19 protein-coding genes are annotated in these 17,517 nt (G+C 72.6%); 9 read left to right on the plus strand and 10 right to left on the minus strand.

Going from position 1 to position 17,517, the window contains the following annotated elements; all coding sequences use genetic code 11:
- Window positions 1-145: 145 nt before the first annotated feature.
- The gene (locus tag ACFW22_RS16655; RefSeq protein ID WP_386404403.1) at window positions 146-1,423 is read right to left on the minus strand and encodes a DUF2254 domain-containing protein; all 1,278 of its coding nucleotides are present in this window, start codon (window positions 1,421-1,423) and stop codon (window positions 146-148) included.
- A gap of 240 nt (window positions 1,424-1,663) precedes the next feature.
- On the opposite strand from ACFW22_RS16655, the gene ACFW22_RS16660 reads away from it, so the two are divergent.
- On the plus strand, window positions 1,664-2,152 hold the full coding sequence (locus ACFW22_RS16660; RefSeq protein WP_386404283.1) for a hypothetical protein: 489 nt from the start codon (window positions 1,664-1,666) through the stop codon (window positions 2,150-2,152).
- 47 nt (window positions 2,153-2,199) lie between these two features.
- Here ACFW22_RS16660 and ACFW22_RS16665 read toward each other — a convergent pair whose 3' ends face one another.
- A complete protein-coding gene (locus ACFW22_RS16665; RefSeq protein WP_386404286.1) occupies window positions 2,200-2,415 on the minus strand; it encodes a dodecin in 216 nt (71 codons plus the stop codon).
- Between the two features lie 284 nt (window positions 2,416-2,699).
- On the opposite strand from ACFW22_RS16665, the gene ACFW22_RS16670 reads away from it, so the two are divergent.
- The 3 genes from ACFW22_RS16670 (at window position 2,700) to ACFW22_RS16680 (ending at window position 5,833) form a co-directional block, all read left to right on the plus strand.
- Window positions 2,700-3,950: an extracellular solute-binding protein gene (locus ACFW22_RS16670; protein ID WP_386404289.1), complete on the plus strand. Its 1,251-nt coding sequence runs from the start codon at window positions 2,700-2,702 to the stop codon at window positions 3,948-3,950.
- Between the two features lie 138 nt (window positions 3,951-4,088).
- Window positions 4,089-4,883, plus strand: a complete 795-nt coding sequence (locus ACFW22_RS16675) for a GNAT family N-acetyltransferase (protein ID WP_386404292.1) — start codon at window positions 4,089-4,091, stop codon at window positions 4,881-4,883.
- Window positions 4,880-5,833, plus strand: coding sequence for a lysophospholipid acyltransferase family protein (locus ACFW22_RS16680; protein WP_386404295.1), 954 nt, complete (start codon window positions 4,880-4,882; stop codon window positions 5,831-5,833). Before ACFW22_RS16675 ends, ACFW22_RS16680 begins: the two co-directional genes overlap by 4 nt.
- On the opposite strand, the gene egtD is transcribed toward ACFW22_RS16680, so the two are convergent.
- From egtD to egtA, 4 genes are read right to left on the minus strand one after another with little or no spacing between them, the layout of a single operon-like run.
- On the minus strand, window positions 5,728-6,693 hold the full coding sequence (egtD, locus tag ACFW22_RS16685; protein ID WP_386404298.1) for an L-histidine N(alpha)-methyltransferase: 966 nt from the start codon (window positions 6,691-6,693) through the stop codon (window positions 5,728-5,730). The genes ACFW22_RS16680 and egtD overlap by 106 nt on opposite strands.
- On the minus strand, window positions 6,690-7,442 hold the full coding sequence (gene egtC / locus ACFW22_RS16690; RefSeq protein ID WP_386404301.1) for an ergothioneine biosynthesis protein EgtC: 753 nt from the start codon (window positions 7,440-7,442) through the stop codon (window positions 6,690-6,692). Before egtC ends, egtD begins: the two co-directional genes overlap by 4 nt.
- Window positions 7,442-8,773 (minus strand): ergothioneine biosynthesis protein EgtB, encoded by a 1,332-nt coding sequence (egtB, locus tag ACFW22_RS16695; protein ID WP_386404304.1) that lies wholly within the window; start codon window positions 8,771-8,773, stop codon window positions 7,442-7,444. The genes egtC and egtB overlap by 1 nt, the downstream gene beginning before the upstream one ends.
- Window positions 8,770-10,029, minus strand: coding sequence for an ergothioneine biosynthesis glutamate--cysteine ligase EgtA (egtA, locus tag ACFW22_RS16700; protein WP_386404307.1), 1,260 nt, complete (start codon window positions 10,027-10,029; stop codon window positions 8,770-8,772). The genes egtB and egtA overlap by 4 nt, the downstream gene beginning before the upstream one ends.
- Window positions 10,030-10,237: 208 nt before the next feature.
- Between egtA and ACFW22_RS16705 the strand changes: the two genes are divergently transcribed.
- The gene (locus ACFW22_RS16705) at window positions 10,238-11,059 is read left to right on the plus strand and encodes a TIGR02452 family protein (protein WP_386404310.1); all 822 of its coding nucleotides are present in this window, start codon (window positions 10,238-10,240) and stop codon (window positions 11,057-11,059) included.
- 79 nt (window positions 11,060-11,138) lie between these two features.
- Window positions 11,139-11,315 carry a hypothetical protein gene (locus ACFW22_RS16710; protein ID WP_386404313.1) on the plus strand — a complete coding sequence of 59 codons (177 nt, stop codon included), beginning with the start codon at window positions 11,139-11,141 and terminating at the stop codon, window positions 11,313-11,315.
- A 246-nt stretch (window positions 11,316-11,561) separates the two neighbouring features.
- Here ACFW22_RS16710 and ACFW22_RS16715 read toward each other — a convergent pair whose 3' ends face one another.
- The 3 genes from ACFW22_RS16715 to ACFW22_RS16725 form a co-directional block, all read right to left on the minus strand.
- Complete coding sequence (locus ACFW22_RS16715; RefSeq protein ID WP_386404316.1) at window positions 11,562-11,900, minus strand: lysine transporter LysE; 339 nt, start codon at window positions 11,898-11,900, stop codon at window positions 11,562-11,564.
- Between the two features lie 189 nt (window positions 11,901-12,089).
- Complete coding sequence (locus ACFW22_RS16720; protein ID WP_386404319.1) at window positions 12,090-12,797, minus strand: alpha/beta fold hydrolase; 708 nt, start codon at window positions 12,795-12,797, stop codon at window positions 12,090-12,092.
- 42 nt (window positions 12,798-12,839) lie between these two features.
- On the minus strand, window positions 12,840-14,111 hold the full coding sequence (locus ACFW22_RS16725) for an MFS transporter (RefSeq protein WP_386404322.1): 1,272 nt from the start codon (window positions 14,109-14,111) through the stop codon (window positions 12,840-12,842).
- 154 nt (window positions 14,112-14,265) lie between these two features.
- Between ACFW22_RS16725 and ACFW22_RS16730 the strand changes: the two genes are divergently transcribed.
- From ACFW22_RS16730 to ACFW22_RS16740, 3 genes are all read left to right on the plus strand, one after another.
- Window positions 14,266-15,300, plus strand: a complete 1,035-nt coding sequence (locus ACFW22_RS16730) for a LacI family DNA-binding transcriptional regulator (protein WP_386404325.1) — start codon at window positions 14,266-14,268, stop codon at window positions 15,298-15,300.
- 160 nt (window positions 15,301-15,460) lie between these two features.
- Complete coding sequence (locus ACFW22_RS16735) at window positions 15,461-15,730, plus strand: hypothetical protein (protein ID WP_386404328.1); 270 nt, start codon at window positions 15,461-15,463, stop codon at window positions 15,728-15,730.
- Between the two features lie 149 nt (window positions 15,731-15,879).
- Window positions 15,880-17,067 (plus strand): thiolase family protein, encoded by a 1,188-nt coding sequence (locus ACFW22_RS16740; protein WP_386404331.1) that lies wholly within the window; start codon window positions 15,880-15,882, stop codon window positions 17,065-17,067.
- Window positions 17,068-17,139: 72 nt separating this feature from the next.
- Here ACFW22_RS16740 and trxA read toward each other — a convergent pair whose 3' ends face one another.
- A complete protein-coding gene (gene trxA / locus ACFW22_RS16745) occupies window positions 17,140-17,505 on the minus strand; it encodes a thioredoxin (protein ID WP_386404334.1) in 366 nt (121 codons plus the stop codon).
- Between the last annotated feature and the right edge of the window lie 12 nt (window positions 17,506-17,517).

Raw genomic sequence — 17,517 nt, forward strand, 5'->3', positions numbered from 1 at the left:
CCCCACCGCGGCCCCCCCCCCCCCACCCCCCCGGGGCCCCCCGCGCCGCCCGCGGTTCCCCGGCCCGCCCCGGCCCCCCGCTCCGCCGGTCACCTGCCGAGCCGCGTCCCGGCGCAGGCGCGTCCCCGTGACCCGGGGCGGTGCGTCATCCGATGCCCTGGCGGTCGGGCTTCAGGGCGAAGGTCCGGTCGGCTGCTTCCGGGGTCGAGCGCACCACGGCCTGGGCCAGCAGGGCGCGGTGCCGCAGCAGGGGTTCCCTGCGTTCCTCGGGGGCGAGGGACAGCAGGTCGTCGATCCCGGCCAGCATCCGCCGCGAGACCTGTGGACTGTTCGCCGAGTACACCCGGATCTCGGCGAAGCCCAGGTCCACCAGGTCCGCCCAGGTCGGTACGTCCTGCACGAACCGCACCGCCCCCTCGCCCTTCCGTCCGTCCCGGTACTCCGCCGCGCCCAGCGGCCGTCCGGCCAGCGCTGCCAGGAACTGGGTGATCCGGTCCAGGCACTGCACGGCCGTCGTCGGGTCGTTGATGCCCGGGGAGAGCGCGCGCAGGGCGATGTCGGTGAGCTGCCGCAGTCCGAAACCCAGGTCCTGGTGGAAGCTCCGCTCGATGCTCACCGAGACCGAGGAGGCCAGGCCCTTCGGTGCCGCACCGCCGTGCACCGCCAGGACCGGTGTTCCCGGCACCACGAAGTCCCCGATCCGGGGCAGCAGCCGGATCACCACCCCGTGGCGCCGCGCGGCCCGCACCAGGCGCGCCACGTTCACGTCCCGCAGCACGCCGGCGCGTCCCCGGTGCACCACGTGCTCGGTCACCGGTCCGAAGTCGCTCGCCTGGTTCTCCTGCCACGGCATCTTCGCGAGCACGTCGAACGAGTCCCAGGTGATCCGGTCCACCACGTGGCTCACCCGCATCAGTCGTAGCGTCGAGTTCACGTAGACCACGAAGAGCAGCAGGCTGAGCCCCACCATCACCAGGGTCAGGATCGACTGGAGCAGCGGCACGCTCGTCACCAGCCGCGGATCGGTTTCGCTCTCGTACGAGGTCAGCACGAGCAGCGACAGCAGAAAGGTGGAGAGGAAGACCGACAGGGTCGCCTTGGTGATCCGGCTCCGGACGAAGATCCGCACCACCCGGGGGGTGAACTGGCCGCTCGCCATCTGCACCGCGACCAGGGAGATGGAGAAGACGACGCCGATGAAGGTCATCATGGCCGAGCTGACCGTGGTCACGACCGTCTTCGCGTCGCTGACCACCGCGACGAGATCACCGACGGCGTCGTAGGCCTCCGCCTCCTGCAGGGTTTCGATGATCTTTCCGTCGAGCTGGGCACAGCCCAGCCACACGAGGAAGACCAGCACCATGGCGGCGACCGGGGCGAACCAGAAGCTGTCCCGCAGGTGTTCGCGCAGCGGTGACAGCATCCGGGGGCGACGGTAGCGAGCGGTGGGCGGCGGCGGGAAGGAGCTCACTCGACGCAGGCTAGGCGGAGGTGCCCCCCGGGGAGGCGCGACGCCCCGCGCGCCCCGCGTCGCACGGGGAACGATCCTCCGGACGCACGAGGCCGGGTCCGTCGGGTCCGGACGGCGGCCCGCGCGTCCTTCCGGGGCGGCGGTCAGGGGATTCCCCCGCGCCAGCCCCGTACGGCTCCTACGCTGAGCGCCGTGACATCGATCCACAGGCCCCTGGCCGTCTTCGACCTCGACAACACCCTGGCTGCGACGGCGCACCGTCAGCACTTCCTGGAGCGCACGCCCAAGGACTGGGAGGCGTTCTTCGCGGCGGCGCCCGATGACCCGCCCCTGGAAGCCGGCGTCGCGCTCTGCCGTGAGGCGGCCGGGGAGTGCGAGGTGGTCTACCTCACCGGGCGGCCCGAGCGTTGTCGCCGGGCGACCGTGGAGTGGCTGGCCGCACAGGGACTCCCGGAGGGGACGGTCCACATGCGGCGCAACCGTGACTTCCGGCCGGCCCGGGTGACCAAGGTCGAGGTCCTGCGTCGGCTCGCCGTCGACCGCGTGGTCGAGGTGCTGGTCGATGACGACCCGGCGGTGTGCGACGCGGCGGAGGCGGCCGGGTTCGCCGTCGTGCGGGCCCGCTGGGCGAAGCCCTCCGAGGCGCTGCTGCAGGCGCAGGAGAAGGAGGGCCGCACCTGACGGCACCGTGTGCGGCGGCGGGACGCCTTCGGCGTGCGCCGGCGCCGTCAGTCCTCGTCCTCCAGGCGGAAGCCGACCTTCAGGCCGACCTGGTAGTGCTCGATCGCTCCGTCGACCAGATGGCCGCGCACCTGCGTGACCTCGAACCAGTCGAGGCCCCTCAGGGTCTGTGACGCGCGCTGGATGCCGTTGCGGATGGCCTGGTCGACGCCCTCCGTGGAGGTGCCGACGATCTCGGTGACGCGATAGGTGTGATTCGACATGGGGGCCGAACTCCTCTCGATGCGGTCCCTCCACGGTGCCCCAGGGCGCGTCGGCGCGCGACACGACGACCGCCGGGTGGTCCACGGGGACTTACCGAAGGTAAGGGGACGGAGCGGCCGTCGGGGGGCCGAAACGGAATGGTCAAGGACTTGACCATCTCGTTGGTCCAGACCAGAATCCAGGCCACATACCCGCGCGAACACCCCGTTCGGTCCCCCCATGCCGGGTCAGTCCCTCCCCATGCACACGACACCGTGCTGAACCCGAGCAGAAGGTGACCCACGTGAAGAACCGCCATCTCGCCTGCCCCCTGGCCGCCGCCACCGCGCTCGCCCTCGCGGGCTGCGGGATGCTGCCGGGCGGCGACGGCGGAACGAAGACCGTCAACATCTGGCTCATGCGGGACAGTGCCAGCGAGGACTTCCTCACGCGCTTCACCGAGGAGTACGAGCAGGAGCACGACGGCGTTCGGCTCGAGATCACCATTCAGGACTGGACCGGCATCGGCAAGAAGGTCACCGAAGCGATCGAGGGGTCCGGCGGGCCCGACGTCATCGAGGTCGGCAACACCCAGGTCGCCCAGTACGCCGACACCGACAAGCTCTTCGACGTCACCCTGGAGTCGATCCGCGACCTCGGCAGCGAGGACTGGCTGCCCGGCCTCGCCGAACCCGGCAGCATCGGCGGGAGCCAGTACGGCATCCCCTGGTACGCGGCCAACCGCATCGTCATCTACAACAAGGACCTCTTCCGGGGCGCCGGCATCGAGAAGCCGCCCGCCACCCGCGACGCGTGGCTCGACGACACCGAGAAACTCAACAAGAGCGGTTCCCAGGGCATCTACCTCGCCGGACAGGACTGGTACACCCTCGCCGGCTTCATCTGGGACGAAGGGGGCGAACTCGCCGTCGACGAGGACGGCCAGTGGAACGGGGCGCTCGACGCCCCGGCCGCCCAGCGCGGCATGGCCTTCTACAAGGAGCTCCAGTCCCTCGGCTCCGGCCCGAAGAACGCCGACGAGCAGACCCCGCCGCAGGCGGACGTCTTCGCGAGGGGCGACGTCGCCCAGCTCATCGCCACCCCCAGCGCCGTCGCCGCCATCCTCAAGGCCAACCCGGAGCTCAAGGACAAACTCGGCTTCTTCCCCATACCGGGCAAGAAGGAGGGGCAGCCCTGCGCCGTCTTCACCGGCGGCTCCGACCTCATCATCCCGGAGAACGCACCCCAGCGCGACGCCGCCCTCGACGTCGTCAAGGCACTCGCCGGCGAGAAGTGGCAGTCCGAACTGGCCCGCGCCATGGGCTACGTGCCCAACAAGAAGGGCCTCGCCTCCGTGGTCTCCGGCCAGGAAGCCACCGCCGCCATGGCGCAGGGCGCCGCGCGCGGCCGTGCCACCCCCAACTCCCCCCAGTGGGCGAGCGTCGAGGCCGACAACCCCATCAAGCCGTACATGACGGCCGTCCTCCTCGGCGAGGACCCCGCGAAGGCGGCGCAGAAGGCTTCGAACGCCATCACCGACGCCCTCGCCGAATAGCATTCAGCGTTCCCACACCCGAGGGCCCCCGGACGGTCATGTCGAATCCGCCCGGTCACGGAAGAAGTAAGGAGCCGGGTCGTCGCACACGCGGCCCGGCGCCGCCCCTTTCCCTTCCGTCCGCCGGAGGAGCCCGCCATGCCCGCACCGACGCCCACGCTCACCGCCCCCGCATCGCCCCAGGTTCCGACCGAGCAGTCCACGCCCCGGTACGTCGTCGGTCTCGCCCGGGACCAGGAGGAGGTACGGGCCGCCCAGCGGCTGCGCCACCAGGTCTTCGCCGGCGAGCTCGGGGCACGGCTCGAAGGACCCGAGCCCGGTCTCGACAGCGACGCCTTCGACGCCTACTGCGACCACCTCTTGGTCCGGGAGGAGAGCACCGGAGAGGTCGTCGGCACCTACCGGGTGCTGCCGCCCGAACGGGCCGCCGTCGCCGGCCGCCTCTACTCCGAGAGCGAGTTCGACCTCACCCGGCTCGCCCCCATCCGGCACGACCTGGTGGAGGTCGGTCGCTCCTGCGTCCACCCCGCCCACCGCAACGGCGCCGTCATCGCCCTCATCTGGGCCGGCCTCGCCCGCTACATGACCCGGACCGGCCACAACTGGCTCGCCGGATGCTGCTCGCTCCCCCTCGCCGACGGCGGTGCCCTGGCCGCCGCCACCTGGGACACCGTCAAGGACAAGCACCTCGCCCCCGAGGAGTACTGGGTCACCCCGCACAAGCTCTGGAGCCCGGACGGCATCGCCCGACCCGAGGGCCGCACCGAGCTCCCGCCGCTGCTCCGCGGCTATCTGCGGCTCGGCGCCTGGGTCTGCGGCGCCCCCGCGCACGACCCCGACTTCGGCGTCGCCGACCTCTACGTGCTCCTCTCGCTGCGCCGCACCCACCCGCGCTACCTCAACCACTTCCTCTCGCTCGCCCCGGCGCAGTGAACGGGTCCACGGCCCTCTCGCCGTGGCTCCCCACGGCACCCTGCACCCCCGGACGCTGCGCCGCCCACACCGAGGACGGGGCCGGCGATCCCTTCGAGCGAGGTGCCGGCGCCCGGGCCGAGCGGGCCGTCCTGCCCCTCGCCGTGGCCCGGCTCCTCGCCGGCACCGGCACCGTCCTCCTCGGCGTCCTCCTGGCCCCGGTCGCGGGGCTCCTACCGGCCGCGGTGCGGCTCGTCCTCGTCCGGTGCTGGGTGCGGGCCGTGGTCCGCGCCTTCGGCGTCCGCGTGCGCCACACGGGAGCCACCGGTGCGGCCCCCGGCCCCCTCCTCGTGGTCGCCAACCACGTGTCCTGGCTCGACATACCGATCGTCGCCGCCGTCCTGCCCGGACGGATGGTCGCCAAGACGGAGGTCCGGAGCTGGCCCGTCCTGGGGCCGCTGGCCGCACTCGGCGGCACCGTCTTCGTCGACCGCGACCGGCTCAAGGCCCTGCCCGGCACCGTGCGGGACATCACCGGAGCACTCTCCCGGGGCGGCCGGGTGGTCGTCTTCCCCGAGGGCTCGACCTGGTGCGGCCGGGCCCGGGGACGCTTCCGCCCGGCCGCGTTCCAGTCGGCCCTCGACGCCGGCTGCGCCGTCCTGCCGCTACGGATCGACTACCGGCCCACCGGGGCGGCCGCGTACGTCGGGGACGACCCGCTGGGTGCGTCCCTGTGGCGGGTCGTGACCACGCGGCGGGTCGTCGCCACCGTTCGAACGGCGGCTCCCCTCCCGAGCGGCCGGTACCCGGACCGCCGTGCCCTGGCCGCCGCGGCGCAGCAGGCCGTTGCCCACCTCGATGTCGCTCAGCGGGCCGTCGCCAGGGAGAGCGCGAACCTGCCCCCGCTGTCCGTCCACCAACGGGACAGCTCCAGGCCCGCGGCTGCCAGTTCCTCCCGCACGCCCTCCTGACGGAACTTCGCCGACACCTCCGTCCGCATCTCCTCGCCCGCCGCGAACGGCACCACGAGGTCCAGTTCCGGGATCTTCACGGTCAGAGCGCGGCGGGCGCGCAGCCGCATCTCGATCCACTCCCGCTCGGCGTCCCACACCGCCACGTGCTCGAAGTCGGTCGGATCGGCGTCCGCCCCCAGTTCCCGGTCGATCACCGACAGCACGTTCTTGTTGAAGGCCGCCGTCACCCCGGCCGAGTCGTCGTACGCGGCCACGAGCGTCGCCTCGTCCTTCACCAGGTCCGTGCCGAGCAGCAGTGCGTCGCCCGGTGCGAGCATGGCGCGGACCGAATGCAGGAAGGCCCGTCGCTCGGTGGGCAGCAGGTTGCCGATCGTTCCGCCGAGGAAGGCCACCAGGCGCGGCCCGGGGGACCCCGGCAGCGCCAACCCCCGCGTGAAGTCGGCGACGAGCGCGTGCACCGACAGCTCCGGCCGGTCGGCCAGCAGCGACTCGGCCGCCCCGGTCAGTGCGGACTCGCTCACGTCCACGGGGACGTACGCGACCAGGCCCGGCAACAGCGCGTCGATCAGGAACCGCGTCTTCTCCGACGAGCCGGAGCCCAGCTCCACCAGGGTCTTCGCCCCGGTCGCTGCGGCGATCTCCGGCGCCCGTGCGGCCAGGATCTCCCGCTCCGCACGAGTGGGGTAGTACTCGGGCAGCCGGGTGATCTCCTCGAAGAGCTCGCTGCCCCGGGCGTCGTAGAACCACTTGGGCGGCAGTTCCTTCGGGGAGCGGTTCAGGCCGTGGAGGACGTCGGCGCGCAGATCGGCGCCGGCGGCGTCCGGAGCGAGGGTGCGGGTCAATTGGAACGGGCTCACGCGGACGGCTCCTTGAGCGGAATGAGGACGACGTCGGAGCGGTCGGCGGTGACGAGCGTCCGCTCGGGCACCTCCCGCCAGCGGGGGTCGTCGTCGTACGGTTCGGAGGCCACGACCACGCGGTCGTGGCCCGACAGGTACCAGAGGCTGTTCCGCCAGGCGGTCGCGGCGATCTGCGCACCATCGGTGAGCAGCAGGTTGAGCCGGGCCCCGGGGACTGCGGCGGCGACCTCCCGCACGGTGTCGGCGAGTGCCGCCCCCGGCGCGTCGCCGGCCCGCAGCCGGTGCAGCACGAGCCCCCACAGCAACGCGGAGTCGGTGCGGGCCTCCAACCGGAGCAGTTCCCGTGCCGGCAGCACGGAGGCGAGCTCCGCCAGTGAGTCGGACCACCTCTCGACCGAACCGTTGTGGCTGAACAGCCAGGGGCCGGCGGTGAACGGTGCCGCAGCGGCCTCTCCGTCCGCCCCGGGCAGCGTCGCCCCCCGGACCGCTCCGAGGAACGCCCCGGAGCGCACCACCCGAGCGAGGTCCGCGAAGGAGAAGTCGCCCCAGATCGGGCCGGCCCGCCGATAGCGTGCGGGCACCGGATCCCCTTCGGCGTACCAGCCGACCCCGAAGCCGTCCGCGTTCACCACGCCGCTGTCCTGGGTGCGGGGCTCCCAGGACTGGCGCAGCAGGGCGTGAGCCGGTCGGACGAGCAGTTCCCCCAGTGCCACCGGTTCGCCCACGTAGGCGATGTGGCGGCACATCAGTCGAGCTCCGCGGAGCGCGCCGTCCGGAAACCGGAGAAGATCTGTCGCCGCACCGGTAGGTCCCAGTTGCGGAAGGTGCCCCGGCAGGCGACCGGGTCCACGGCGAAGGAGCCGCCGCGCAGCACCTTGTGCTCCGAGCCGAAGAACACCTCTGAGTACTCCTTGTACGGAAAGGCGGTGAAACCCGGGTAGGGCAGGAAGTCGCTGGCCGTCCACTCCCACACGTCGCCGATCAACTGCCGTACGCCGAGCGGCGAGGCGCCCGTCGGGTAGCTGCCGACCGCTGCGGGCCGCAGATGCCGTTGGCCGAGGTTCGCGTGGTCCGGTCCGGGGTCGGCATCGCCCCACGGATAGCGACGGGACCGTCCGGACACCGGGTCGTGGCGGGCCGCCTTCTCCCATTCGGCCTCCGTGGGAAGTCGACGCCCGGCCCAACGCGCATAGGCGTCCGCCTCGTACCAACTGACGTGCAGGACGGGTTCCTCCGCGGGGACCGGCTCCGTCACCCCGAACCTGCGGCGCAGCCACTGTCCGCCGTCCCTGCGCCAGAACAGCGGCGCCGCGATGCCGTGCTCCCGGATCTGGGCCCAGCCCTCGGGCCGCCACCAGCGCCGGTCCGCGTATCCGCCGTCGGCCATGAAGGCCAGGTAGGCGCCGTTCGTGACGGGGGTGGTGTCGATGTGGAAGGCGGAGACCTCGCGGAGGTGCGCAGGTCGTTCGTTGTCCAGGGCCCAGGGCTCGCTCGACGTCCCCATCGTGAACGGGCCGCCGGGAACCAGGACTTCGGTCGGCAGCGGGCCGGACTCCGGAGCGGGAGGCGGGGGAGCCGTCAGGGCCGCCGGCCCCTTCCTCAGCTGATGGGTAATCAGCATCGTTTCATCGTGCTGCTGTTCGTGCTGGGCGATCATGCCGAAGGCGAAGGCCGCGTCGAGCAGCGGTCGCCCCTCCAACGGAGTGCGTTCGAGCACGTCGAGGATCCGGAGCCGTACGTCCGCCGCATAGGCGCGGGCCTCGCCCGGTGAGAGCAGCGGCAGCGACGGGCGGCTGGCGCGGGAGTGCTGGAAGGCGTCGTAGAGCGAGTCGATCTCGGGCCGCAGCGCATCACGACCCCCGGCCGCCCGCCACAGCCACTGCTCCTCCTGATTGCCGATGTGCGCCAGGTCCCAGACGAGCGGTGACATCAAGGGCGAGTGTTGTGCGACGAGTTCGGCGTCCTCGACGCAGGAGGTGAGCAGGGCCGTGCGTTCCCGCGCGGTGACGAGGGCGTCGAGGGCCCGCCGCCGCAAGGCCTCGGGATCGACTTCGACATCCGTCCCCGTACCGCTCATGACGTCACCACCTGGAGGTTGTCGGCCGGGCAGCTCCCGGGAACCACGTACTGTTCGTGGAAGGCGGCCACGGCCCGCCGAACCCGCTCGCTCGCCCCGATCCGGGGCAGCGCGTCGAGCGCGGCGGAGAACACGGCCACGGCTGCGCCGTGCAGTTCGGGATCCGCGAGGCCGTCACGGGCCGCCGCCCGCCACAGCCGGTTGCGCGGGGCGGGTTCCACTCCGGCCCGCTCGGCCAGCGGTTTCACCACCCGGTACACGGTCTCCGCCGCGTGCGGGTCCTCGAACACGGCCGTCGTCACCGCCACCGGAACCATCCAACCGTCGGGTCCCGGCTGGGCGTCGACCATCCGCAGCTCCAGGTGGCCGCGCGGTCGTACCGGTGGGAAGAGGGTCGTCATGTGGTAGCGCAGGTCGTCGACGTCGGCCGGACGGGGCTGGCCCGAGCGCAGCCACTCCCGGAAGGTCAATCCCTCCGGAACCTCCCACGGCCCCTCCTCGGCCCGTATGCACAGGACCGGAGTGTCCAGGACGTGCGCGGCCCACTCCGCGCGGGGTTCCCCGTCGGGCGTCGGGGCGAGCGCCCGCCGGGGGTCGAGGTCCGTCCACAGGGCCTGGCGCGTCGAACGCCAGCCGGTCCGGCGTCCGCCGTGCACCGGAGAGTTGGCGAACGCGGCCACCAACACCGCGCCCAACAGGTGTGCCAGCTGCCAGCGCCGGTGATAGCCGAGCGGACCCGGTTCCTCCCGGCCGGCGTCCAGGCAGATCTGCACCGATGCCGAGTCGCACATCATCGCCCGTCCGGCCGGCCCGGTCCGGTCGAGCGCGACCTCCATCGCGTCGTAACGGGGCTCGTGCAGGACCCGGCTGCGCGGCGCGTGCCAGGGGTCCACTCCGTATCCGCTCAAGGTGAGGCCGAGCGGGACGAGTGCCGCCCGCACCGCCGTCAGATCGGCGGCGAGGGAGTCCAGGCACTCCATGAGCGATCCGGCCGGGCGCGAGCTGAGCTCGAGCTGCCCGCCGGGTTCGAAGGTGAGGGCCGACACCAGGGGGAGCGACCGCACGGTGTCGAGCGCAGCCGCGAGCTTGCCCGGCCGCACGGGGAGACGGGGGTCACCCCGTTCGTGCACGAGCCACTCCAGCTCCGCCCCCACGGTACGGGGCGGACCGGTCTTGAAGCAGATGCAGCGCAGGAGGTCCTCCGCCTCCGCCTCGGTGAGAGCGGGGTCGCCCCGTGGTACGCCGGTCGGCGACATCCGTGCACCTCCTGGTCCTCCGGGCCGCGGGGGCCCGCTCCGGTGAGCCGCTGCTACCACCTAAAGCCACCGCCGAGCGGCGTGCAAGAGCGCCTTGCACGTCCCCCACGCGCCCCCTGTGCCTCCGCTCGTCCGAAAAACCCCGGCAGCACGGCGGGCCACGAAAACCCCTTTGCGCCCATTGGGGCGAAACGATCATGCTGATCCCATGAGTGCACGCCTGCGAGAGCTCGCCCGACAGACCGAAGAGATCGTCGCCGCGGGACGCTACCGCGCCCCCGACGGCCGCCCGGTCTCCCTCGCCGACGATCTGGCCGCAGCCCTGTCCGGAACCCGCCTCCACGGCCCCGAGCCCGTCCCGGTCACCCCGGACACCGACCGCACGGCGGTCCTCACGGTCACCCCCGAAAGCAGCCTGGCCGCGGCCCGCCGCATGACCACCGCCGATGCCGACCGTCCGGTGGCCGTCCTGAACTTCGCATCGGCCCGCAACCCCGGCGGCGGCTACCTCAACGGCGCCCAAGCCCAGGAGGAGGCGCTCTGCCGCTCCTCCGCCCTCTACGCCACCCTGCTGCGGGCTCGTGAGTACTACGACCACCACCGGGCCCAGCGGGACGCCCTCTACACCGACCGGGTCATCCACTCGCCCCGGGTCCCGGTCTTCCGCAACGACCGGGGCGCGCTGCTGGCCGAGCCCTTCACGGTCGGCTTCCTCACCTCACCCGCACCCAACGCGGGCGCGGTCCGCCGCAACGCCCCCGAGCTCGCTGGCCGCCTGTCGGCCGCCCTCGCCTCCCGGGCCGAACGCGTCCTGGAGACGGCTGCCGCAGCCGGGTACCGCCGCCTCGTCCTCGGAGCCTGGGGCTGCGGAGTCTTCCGCAACGACCCGGCGCAGGTCGCCGGCGCCTTCAAGACCCTCCTCACCGGTGACGGACGCTTCGCCGGGCACTTCGAGGAGGTCGTCTTCGCGGTCCTGGACCGTGCCTCCGGCACTCCGACCTTGGCCGCCTTCCAGCGCGTCCTCGGCTGATCGCCTGACGTGCGCCCCGCTTGCCCCCGTGCCAGGCTGAAGGGATGCGGACCACCGTCCGAAACCCCTCACGGGAGGCATGATCGTGGGCAAGAAACAGACCCGCACGAACCGGGGAGCCCGTACCGGCGGTCATGAGCACCGCAGCGACGCAACCGCGAAGGAGAAGGGCGCACCGACCCCTGCGAGGGAGTCGTCGATGCCGCTCGTCGAGCACGCGTCCCACCGCAAGGAGCGGAAGTTCGGCCACAACTGAGGCCACGACCGAGACCCCCACCGGGTGACCCGACGGATCCTGCGACCGGGCCCGCACCGCCGTGGTCGTGGGCCCGGCGCCTGCGGTGGGGTGTCGGCCGCGCCTCCTCGTTCCGGGCCGCGGCCCGCACGGCTCCGAGCGCTCCCCGCACCTCCGGGGCCCCGCGGGAGGCGGGCGGAGCCGCCGTCACCGTCGTTGCCCGACCGGACGACCGGCCCCGGTCTTGAGGGACCGGATCGAAGGGGCTCACCACAGGCAGTTGCACTCCGTGGCGTAGAGCAGCAGGAAGGCGGCCGTCACGGCGGTCGCGGTGAAACCGACGGCGGTCAGCGAGGCAAGGCCCCGGTGGCGCCCCTTCGCGGGAGTGCGGAAGGTCTGCCAGGCGCCGTGCGCGAGGGCGAGGCCGAGCAGCCCGGCCCCCGCGATGGTGAAGCGTGGACTGAAGGACCAGCTCAGGTGGGCTATCAGGGTCAGGCAGCCGAGCAGAACGCAGGCGAGCAGCCTGAGGAGCAGCTCGCCGACGATTTCTCCGACCGTTCTGACGAGGAAGTCACCGACGCCCTTCGCTGCCCTGCCGACCCTCACGGAGCTCCCCCCACGTCACCGGCCCCGAGCGGGACCGGTGGGGAGGACCCCCGCCGGGCCGGAATGGTTGCCCGGGCGCCGAGGACCGCCGACGGCGGCACGCAGCAACGCCTCGACGAAGGACGGGGAGGCCCCCGGCGTTCCGTCCGTCGCCGCGGGGCGCCTGTGGGCCGGTCGGGTGCGGGGCCGTCAGATCCAGCCCTCCAGCACGGACATGAAGCCGTCGAAGTCGTCCCGGTGGATGGTGTGCCCGGCCCCCTTCACCGTACGGAGCTCGAAGCCGCGCTCCGTCAGCATCAGGGCGTGCTCCGGCCGTACCAGGGAGCTCGGGTCGGCGAGGGCGACGAGGGAGGGGACGGCGGGCCGGGACGGCCAGAGGTCGACCCCCACGCACGGAGCCAGCCCGTGTGCCGTCCGTTCGTCCCAGTCCCGCACCGATGCCATTTCGAGGTCGAGTTCCTCGTCCGACCAATGCGGATTGAAGCCCTTGACCTGCTCGGGGGTCAGCGTCTTCCCCCTGGTGAAGAGCTCCGGGCGGTAGCCGCAGGGGCCGGCCGCAAGGTGCCAGGCCGGGTCCGAGTACACCGCACGGGAGGGGCGCAGACGCTCCACCGCCTGGGAGAGGACGAGCCCGCCGAGTGAGTGTCCGATCGCCAACTCCGCTCCGACCGGGAGGTTTTCGACCAGGTCGTCGGCATGGTCTTCGGGCCGGTAGGCCTCCGGGCCCGCGGCCCGGGCGCTCGCCCCGTGTCCCCGCAGGTCCACGGCGATCACCCGGTAGCCGTGTGCGGCCAGCGCCGGGCCGACCCGCCGCCAGGTGCGGTGGTCGGCCATCAGGCCGTGGACGAGCAGGGCCGTCCGGTTCCCGGATCCCCAGGTCGTGGTGTGCAGGCGCACGGAGCCGTCTCTCCTTCGGTGCTCGGCGGGCGCCGACGGGAGTCAGCGCACGCTGCGGATGGGGCGCACCGCCAGCGCGCCGAGCACCGACAGTACGGCCGCCACCAGGAAGAGCGCCGTGTATCCGCCACTCGCCGAGACCACGAGCGAAGCCGCGAAGGGGGCGATGATCTGGGGGCCCGCGTTGGCGACGTTGAGGACGCCCATGTCGCGGGCCGCGTCCTCGGCCCGGGGCAGCACCATGGTGACCAGGGCGGTGTCGACGGCCATGTAGCAGCCGAAGCCGAGGCCGTTGACGGCGGCGAAGGCCAGCATGGCGGTCCAACTGGTGGACACGGCGGGGATGAGCAGGGCCACGGCGGCCAGTGCGGCGGAAGCACCGACGAAGAGCTTGCGCCGGTCGAACCGGTCCGAGAGCCAGCCGCCGAGCACGGTGGAGACCACCATGGCGATCGAGCCGACCGGCAGGAGGATCGCCACGGCCTCTTCGGGGCTCAGTCCGGCCGGCAGGACGGTGTGGTCCTTCAGGACGTACAGCTGGAATCCGGCCACCGAGAAGTAACCGAGGACGAGCAGGGCACGCCCGATGAACGCCCAGCGGAAGTCGTGGTCCCCGAGGGCGTCGCCGAAGGCCGCGATCTGCTGCTTGACGGGCAGCGGGGCCTTCGGGGGCATGCGTTCCTCGCGGGCGCAGGCGGTGAACAGCACGGCGGTGGCGGCGATGATCGCGCCGAAGAGGAGGTAGCCGGTCCGGTAGTGCTCGGAGAAGGCCGCGCCGAGCAGGGCGCCGACCGTGGAGCCGACGGGGAGGCCGAGCCCGACGGCGGCCGAGGCCCTGCCCCGTGCGGACACGGGTATCCGGTCCGGCACCACGGAGGTGAGGGCCGCCTGGTAGACGTTCATGACGGCCTGGCCGAGGCACCAGGCGACGGCGACCAGCAGGATCGTGTTGACGCTCCCGAGGAGGAACATCACGGGAAGGGCGAGCAGACCGCCGGCGAGGATCCAGGGGTTGCGGCGGCCCGAGCGGTCGGACAGGGCGCCCGCGACCGGGTTGAAGACGGTCGCGAAGATCGCCGAGGCGCCGGAGACGAGACCGAAGTTCGCCACCTTGTGGGCGGGGTCGATGGCCTCGATCTGGAGCGCCAGGAGAATGCCGGGGACGCCGACGTACAGCGCGTACATGGCGGTGTTCCCGGCGAGCAGCAGGGGCAGCAGGCCGCGCGTGGGCCGGGCGCCCGGTGCGCGGGGGCCGGTGGCGTGCGGGGTGGCGGCGGATCCGGGAGCGTCGGGGCCGGGGGAGGAAAGGGCCATGGTTGCCCTCCTGGGGGAGATCGCCTGGCGGGGCGAGAGTGGATGCGACTCATATGGTTACACGTGTCAGTGGCACGTGTGAGCATTGTCTAGCACCCCTATCCGGCCATCCGCCAGACCCAGGGCCGGATCGTTCTGGAAAGATGCCGGACCGATGAGCCAACCAACCGAAGAGTCCCCCGAGCGCCCCTCCCGGCACACGGTCCCGACCAGTGCCGACGTCGCGCGCCTCGCCGGCGTGTCCCGGGCCACCGTCTCGTACGTCCTGAACAACACGTCGGCCGTCCGCATCAGCGAACCCACCCGGCGCCGGGTGCGCGAGGCCGCCGAGGAACTCGGCTACGTGCCCCACGCCGCCGCCCGCAGCCTGCGCGCGGGACACAGCCGCATGGTCTTGCTACCGACCTCCCACGTCCCGGTCGGACCGCTCTACAGCCGGTTCTTCAACGACTTCCAGTGGGCGCTGCGCCGCCTCGACTACACGGTGGTCCAGTACGGCAGCGTCGGCCTGGAGGCGGAGGAAGCGGCCCGTGCCTGGGCCGAGCTGCGCCCGGTGGCCGTCGTCTCGCTCGGCGAGGTGGAGCTCACCGGGCAGGGCGTCGAGATCCTGAAGCGCTCCGGGGCCCGGGCCGTGATCACCCTCGGCACCCAGCGCGTCGAGGGCACCCATGCGCTGGTCATGGACCAGGGACGGGTCGGCGAGGTGGCGACCGCGCACCTCCTGGAAACCGGGCGGCGCCGGATCGGCGTGGTCATCCCGGAGGAGCCGGGGCTCGCCATGTTCTCCGGGCCCCGGCTCGACGGCGCCCGCCGAGCGGCCCGGGGCACCGGGGCGAGCATCGTGCCCCTGCCCCTGCGGTACGAGGAGGAGTCGGCGTCCGCCCTGGCCGCACGATGGGGCGAACTCGGACTCGACGGCGTCTTCGGCTACAACGACGAGTACGCGATGCTGCTCATGCGGGCCCTCCAGGACGCCGGGGTCGCGGTGCCGGAGGGGACCGCCGTCGTCGGCGCCGACGACCTGCTCCTCGGCCGGCTGCTGCGACCCCGGCTCAGCACCGTGCGGGTCGACATGGTGCTCGGCGGCGAACTCGCAGAGCTGGTCGACCGCGCCGTCCGTGACCCGGGCGCGGCGCCCGTCAGCCGGGACCTGCTGGACTCGCGGGTCGTCCGCCGGGAATCGAGCTGAGTGCGGGACCCCCGTGCGACGGGACGTCCCGCTCCGGGACGCCGCCGGCCGGCGGCGCCCCGGAGCGCTCGGACCGGACGGCGGCCCCGCTGGTCGTCCACTTCCTCCCCGCGGCCGGTGCCGTCCGGCGAGAGTTCCGGTGAACGCTTAGTTTCGGTGCATGAGCACAGTTCCGAAGCGGTTCGAGATCCTGTTGGTGCCCGAGCACGTCGAGGACCGGGGCGGGGCCTCCGTCGCGGACAGCGCCGTCCGTTCGGCCGTCGTCGAGGCCACCGGGCGGCACGGGGAGTCGGGCTATCCGATCTACGAAGGACACGGCATCCGGGCCGACGTCGATCCCGGGACGCTCACGGTCGAGGCGCTGCTCGTCGACGGCCGCGAACTCGACTACGGCCTCACGGCACTCGTCCGTCCCGTGGCGCAGGGATGACCGCCCGGTACCTCCCGCATCCTCCCGAGCGTTCCGAAACGGCCCGTTGACACGACGGGCCGTCGGGAGAGACCCTGCGCGCGCATCCGGGTGAAGATTGTCTCGCCCGGCGAACAGTGTCGTTCCGCAGGTCACGTGGGAGAGAACCGATGAGCATCCGCGACGTCTACATCGTCGACGCCGTCCGCACCCCGATCGGGAAGTTCGGGGGTGCCCTCGCCCCGGTGCGCCCCGACGACCTCGCGGCCCACGTCGTCCGGGCGCTCGTCGACCGCTCGCCCGCGCTCGACCCCGCACGGGTGGACGACGTCTACTTCGGCGACGCGAACGGCGCGGGCGAGGACAACCGCGACGTCGCACGGATGGCGGTCCTGCTCGCCGGGCTGCCCGTCAGCGTTCCCGGAGTCACCGTCAACCGCCTCTGCGGCTCCGGTCTCGAAGCCGTGATCCAGGCCGCCCGCGCCATCGCGCTCGGCGACGCCTCCGTGGCGATCGCGGGCGGCGTCGAGTCGATGTCCCGTGCCCCCTGGGTCCTGCAGAAGCCGGAGCGGGCCTTCCCCGCAGGTCACCAGCAGCTCCACTCCACGACCCTCGGCTGGCGCATGACGAACCCGCGGATGCCCGCCGAGTGGACGGTGTCCCTGGGGGAGGGCGCGGAACTCGTCGCCGACAAGCACGGCATCACCCGGGAGCAGCAGGACGCCTTCGCCCTCGCCAGCCACCGCAAGGCGGCCGAGGCCTGGGCGAAGGGCCTCCACGACGACGAGGTCGTCCCCTACCCGGGCGTGGACCTCGCCCGTGACGAGTGCATCCGCGACACCACGTCGATGGAGGCCCTCGCCAAGCTCAAGCCCTCCTTCCGCCCCGAAGGCGGCACCGTCACGGCGGGCAACTCCTCGCCGCTCAACGACGGTGCGGCGGCGCTGCTCCTCGTGGACGAGGACGGGCTGCAGGAGACCGGCCGGGAGCCGCTCGCCCGGATCCGCACCTCCGCCGTCACCGGCATCGAGCCCCAGCTCTTCGGCCTCGGCCCGGTGGAGGCCGTCCGTCGGGCGCTGGGGAAGGCCGGACGCTCCTTCGCGGACCTCACGACCTTCGAGCTCAACGAGGCCTTTGCCGCACAATCCCTCGGCTGTCTCGCCGAATGGCCGGAACTCGACCCCGCGATCGTCAACCCGCGCGGCGGAGCCGTTGCGATCGGCCACCCCCTGGGGGCCTCCGGCGCCCGCCTGGCGGGTTCGGTGGCCCACCAGCTCGCGGCGGCGGGTTCCGGTACGGGCCTCGCCGCGCTCTGCATCGGCGTCGGCCAGGGCCTCGCGCTGGTCCTGGAGCGCTGACTCCGGACGATCGGCGTCCCACGGCGCGCGCGTGGGGTGCGGGAAGGCCTCCCGCACCCCACGCGGCGCGACTCACTTCGCCTGGGCGTCCGCGATGGACTTGCGGACCTCGTCCATGTCCAGCTTCCGCGCCTGACCGATGACGTCTTCCAGCGCCACCTCCGGCAGTGCGCCGGGCTGCGCGAACACGGCCACCTTGTCGCGGACGATCATCAGGGTCGGGATCGAGCGGATCTCGAACGCCGCCGCGAGCTCCTGCTGCGCCTCGGTGTCCACCTTGGCGAAGACGAGGTCCTGGTGGCGCTCGGAAGCCGCCTCGAAGACCGGTGCGAACTGACGGCAGGGACCGCACCACGAAGCCCAGAAGTCGATGAGGACGAACTCGTTCTCGCTCACGATCTCGTCGAAGTTGTCCTTGGTGAGCTCTACGGTGCTCATGCTGCCTACCTT

This window comes from Streptomyces sp. NPDC058872 (genome assembly GCF_042743065.1).
In the GTDB taxonomy this organism is placed as follows: Bacteria; Actinomycetota; Actinomycetes; order Streptomycetales; family Streptomycetaceae; genus Streptomyces.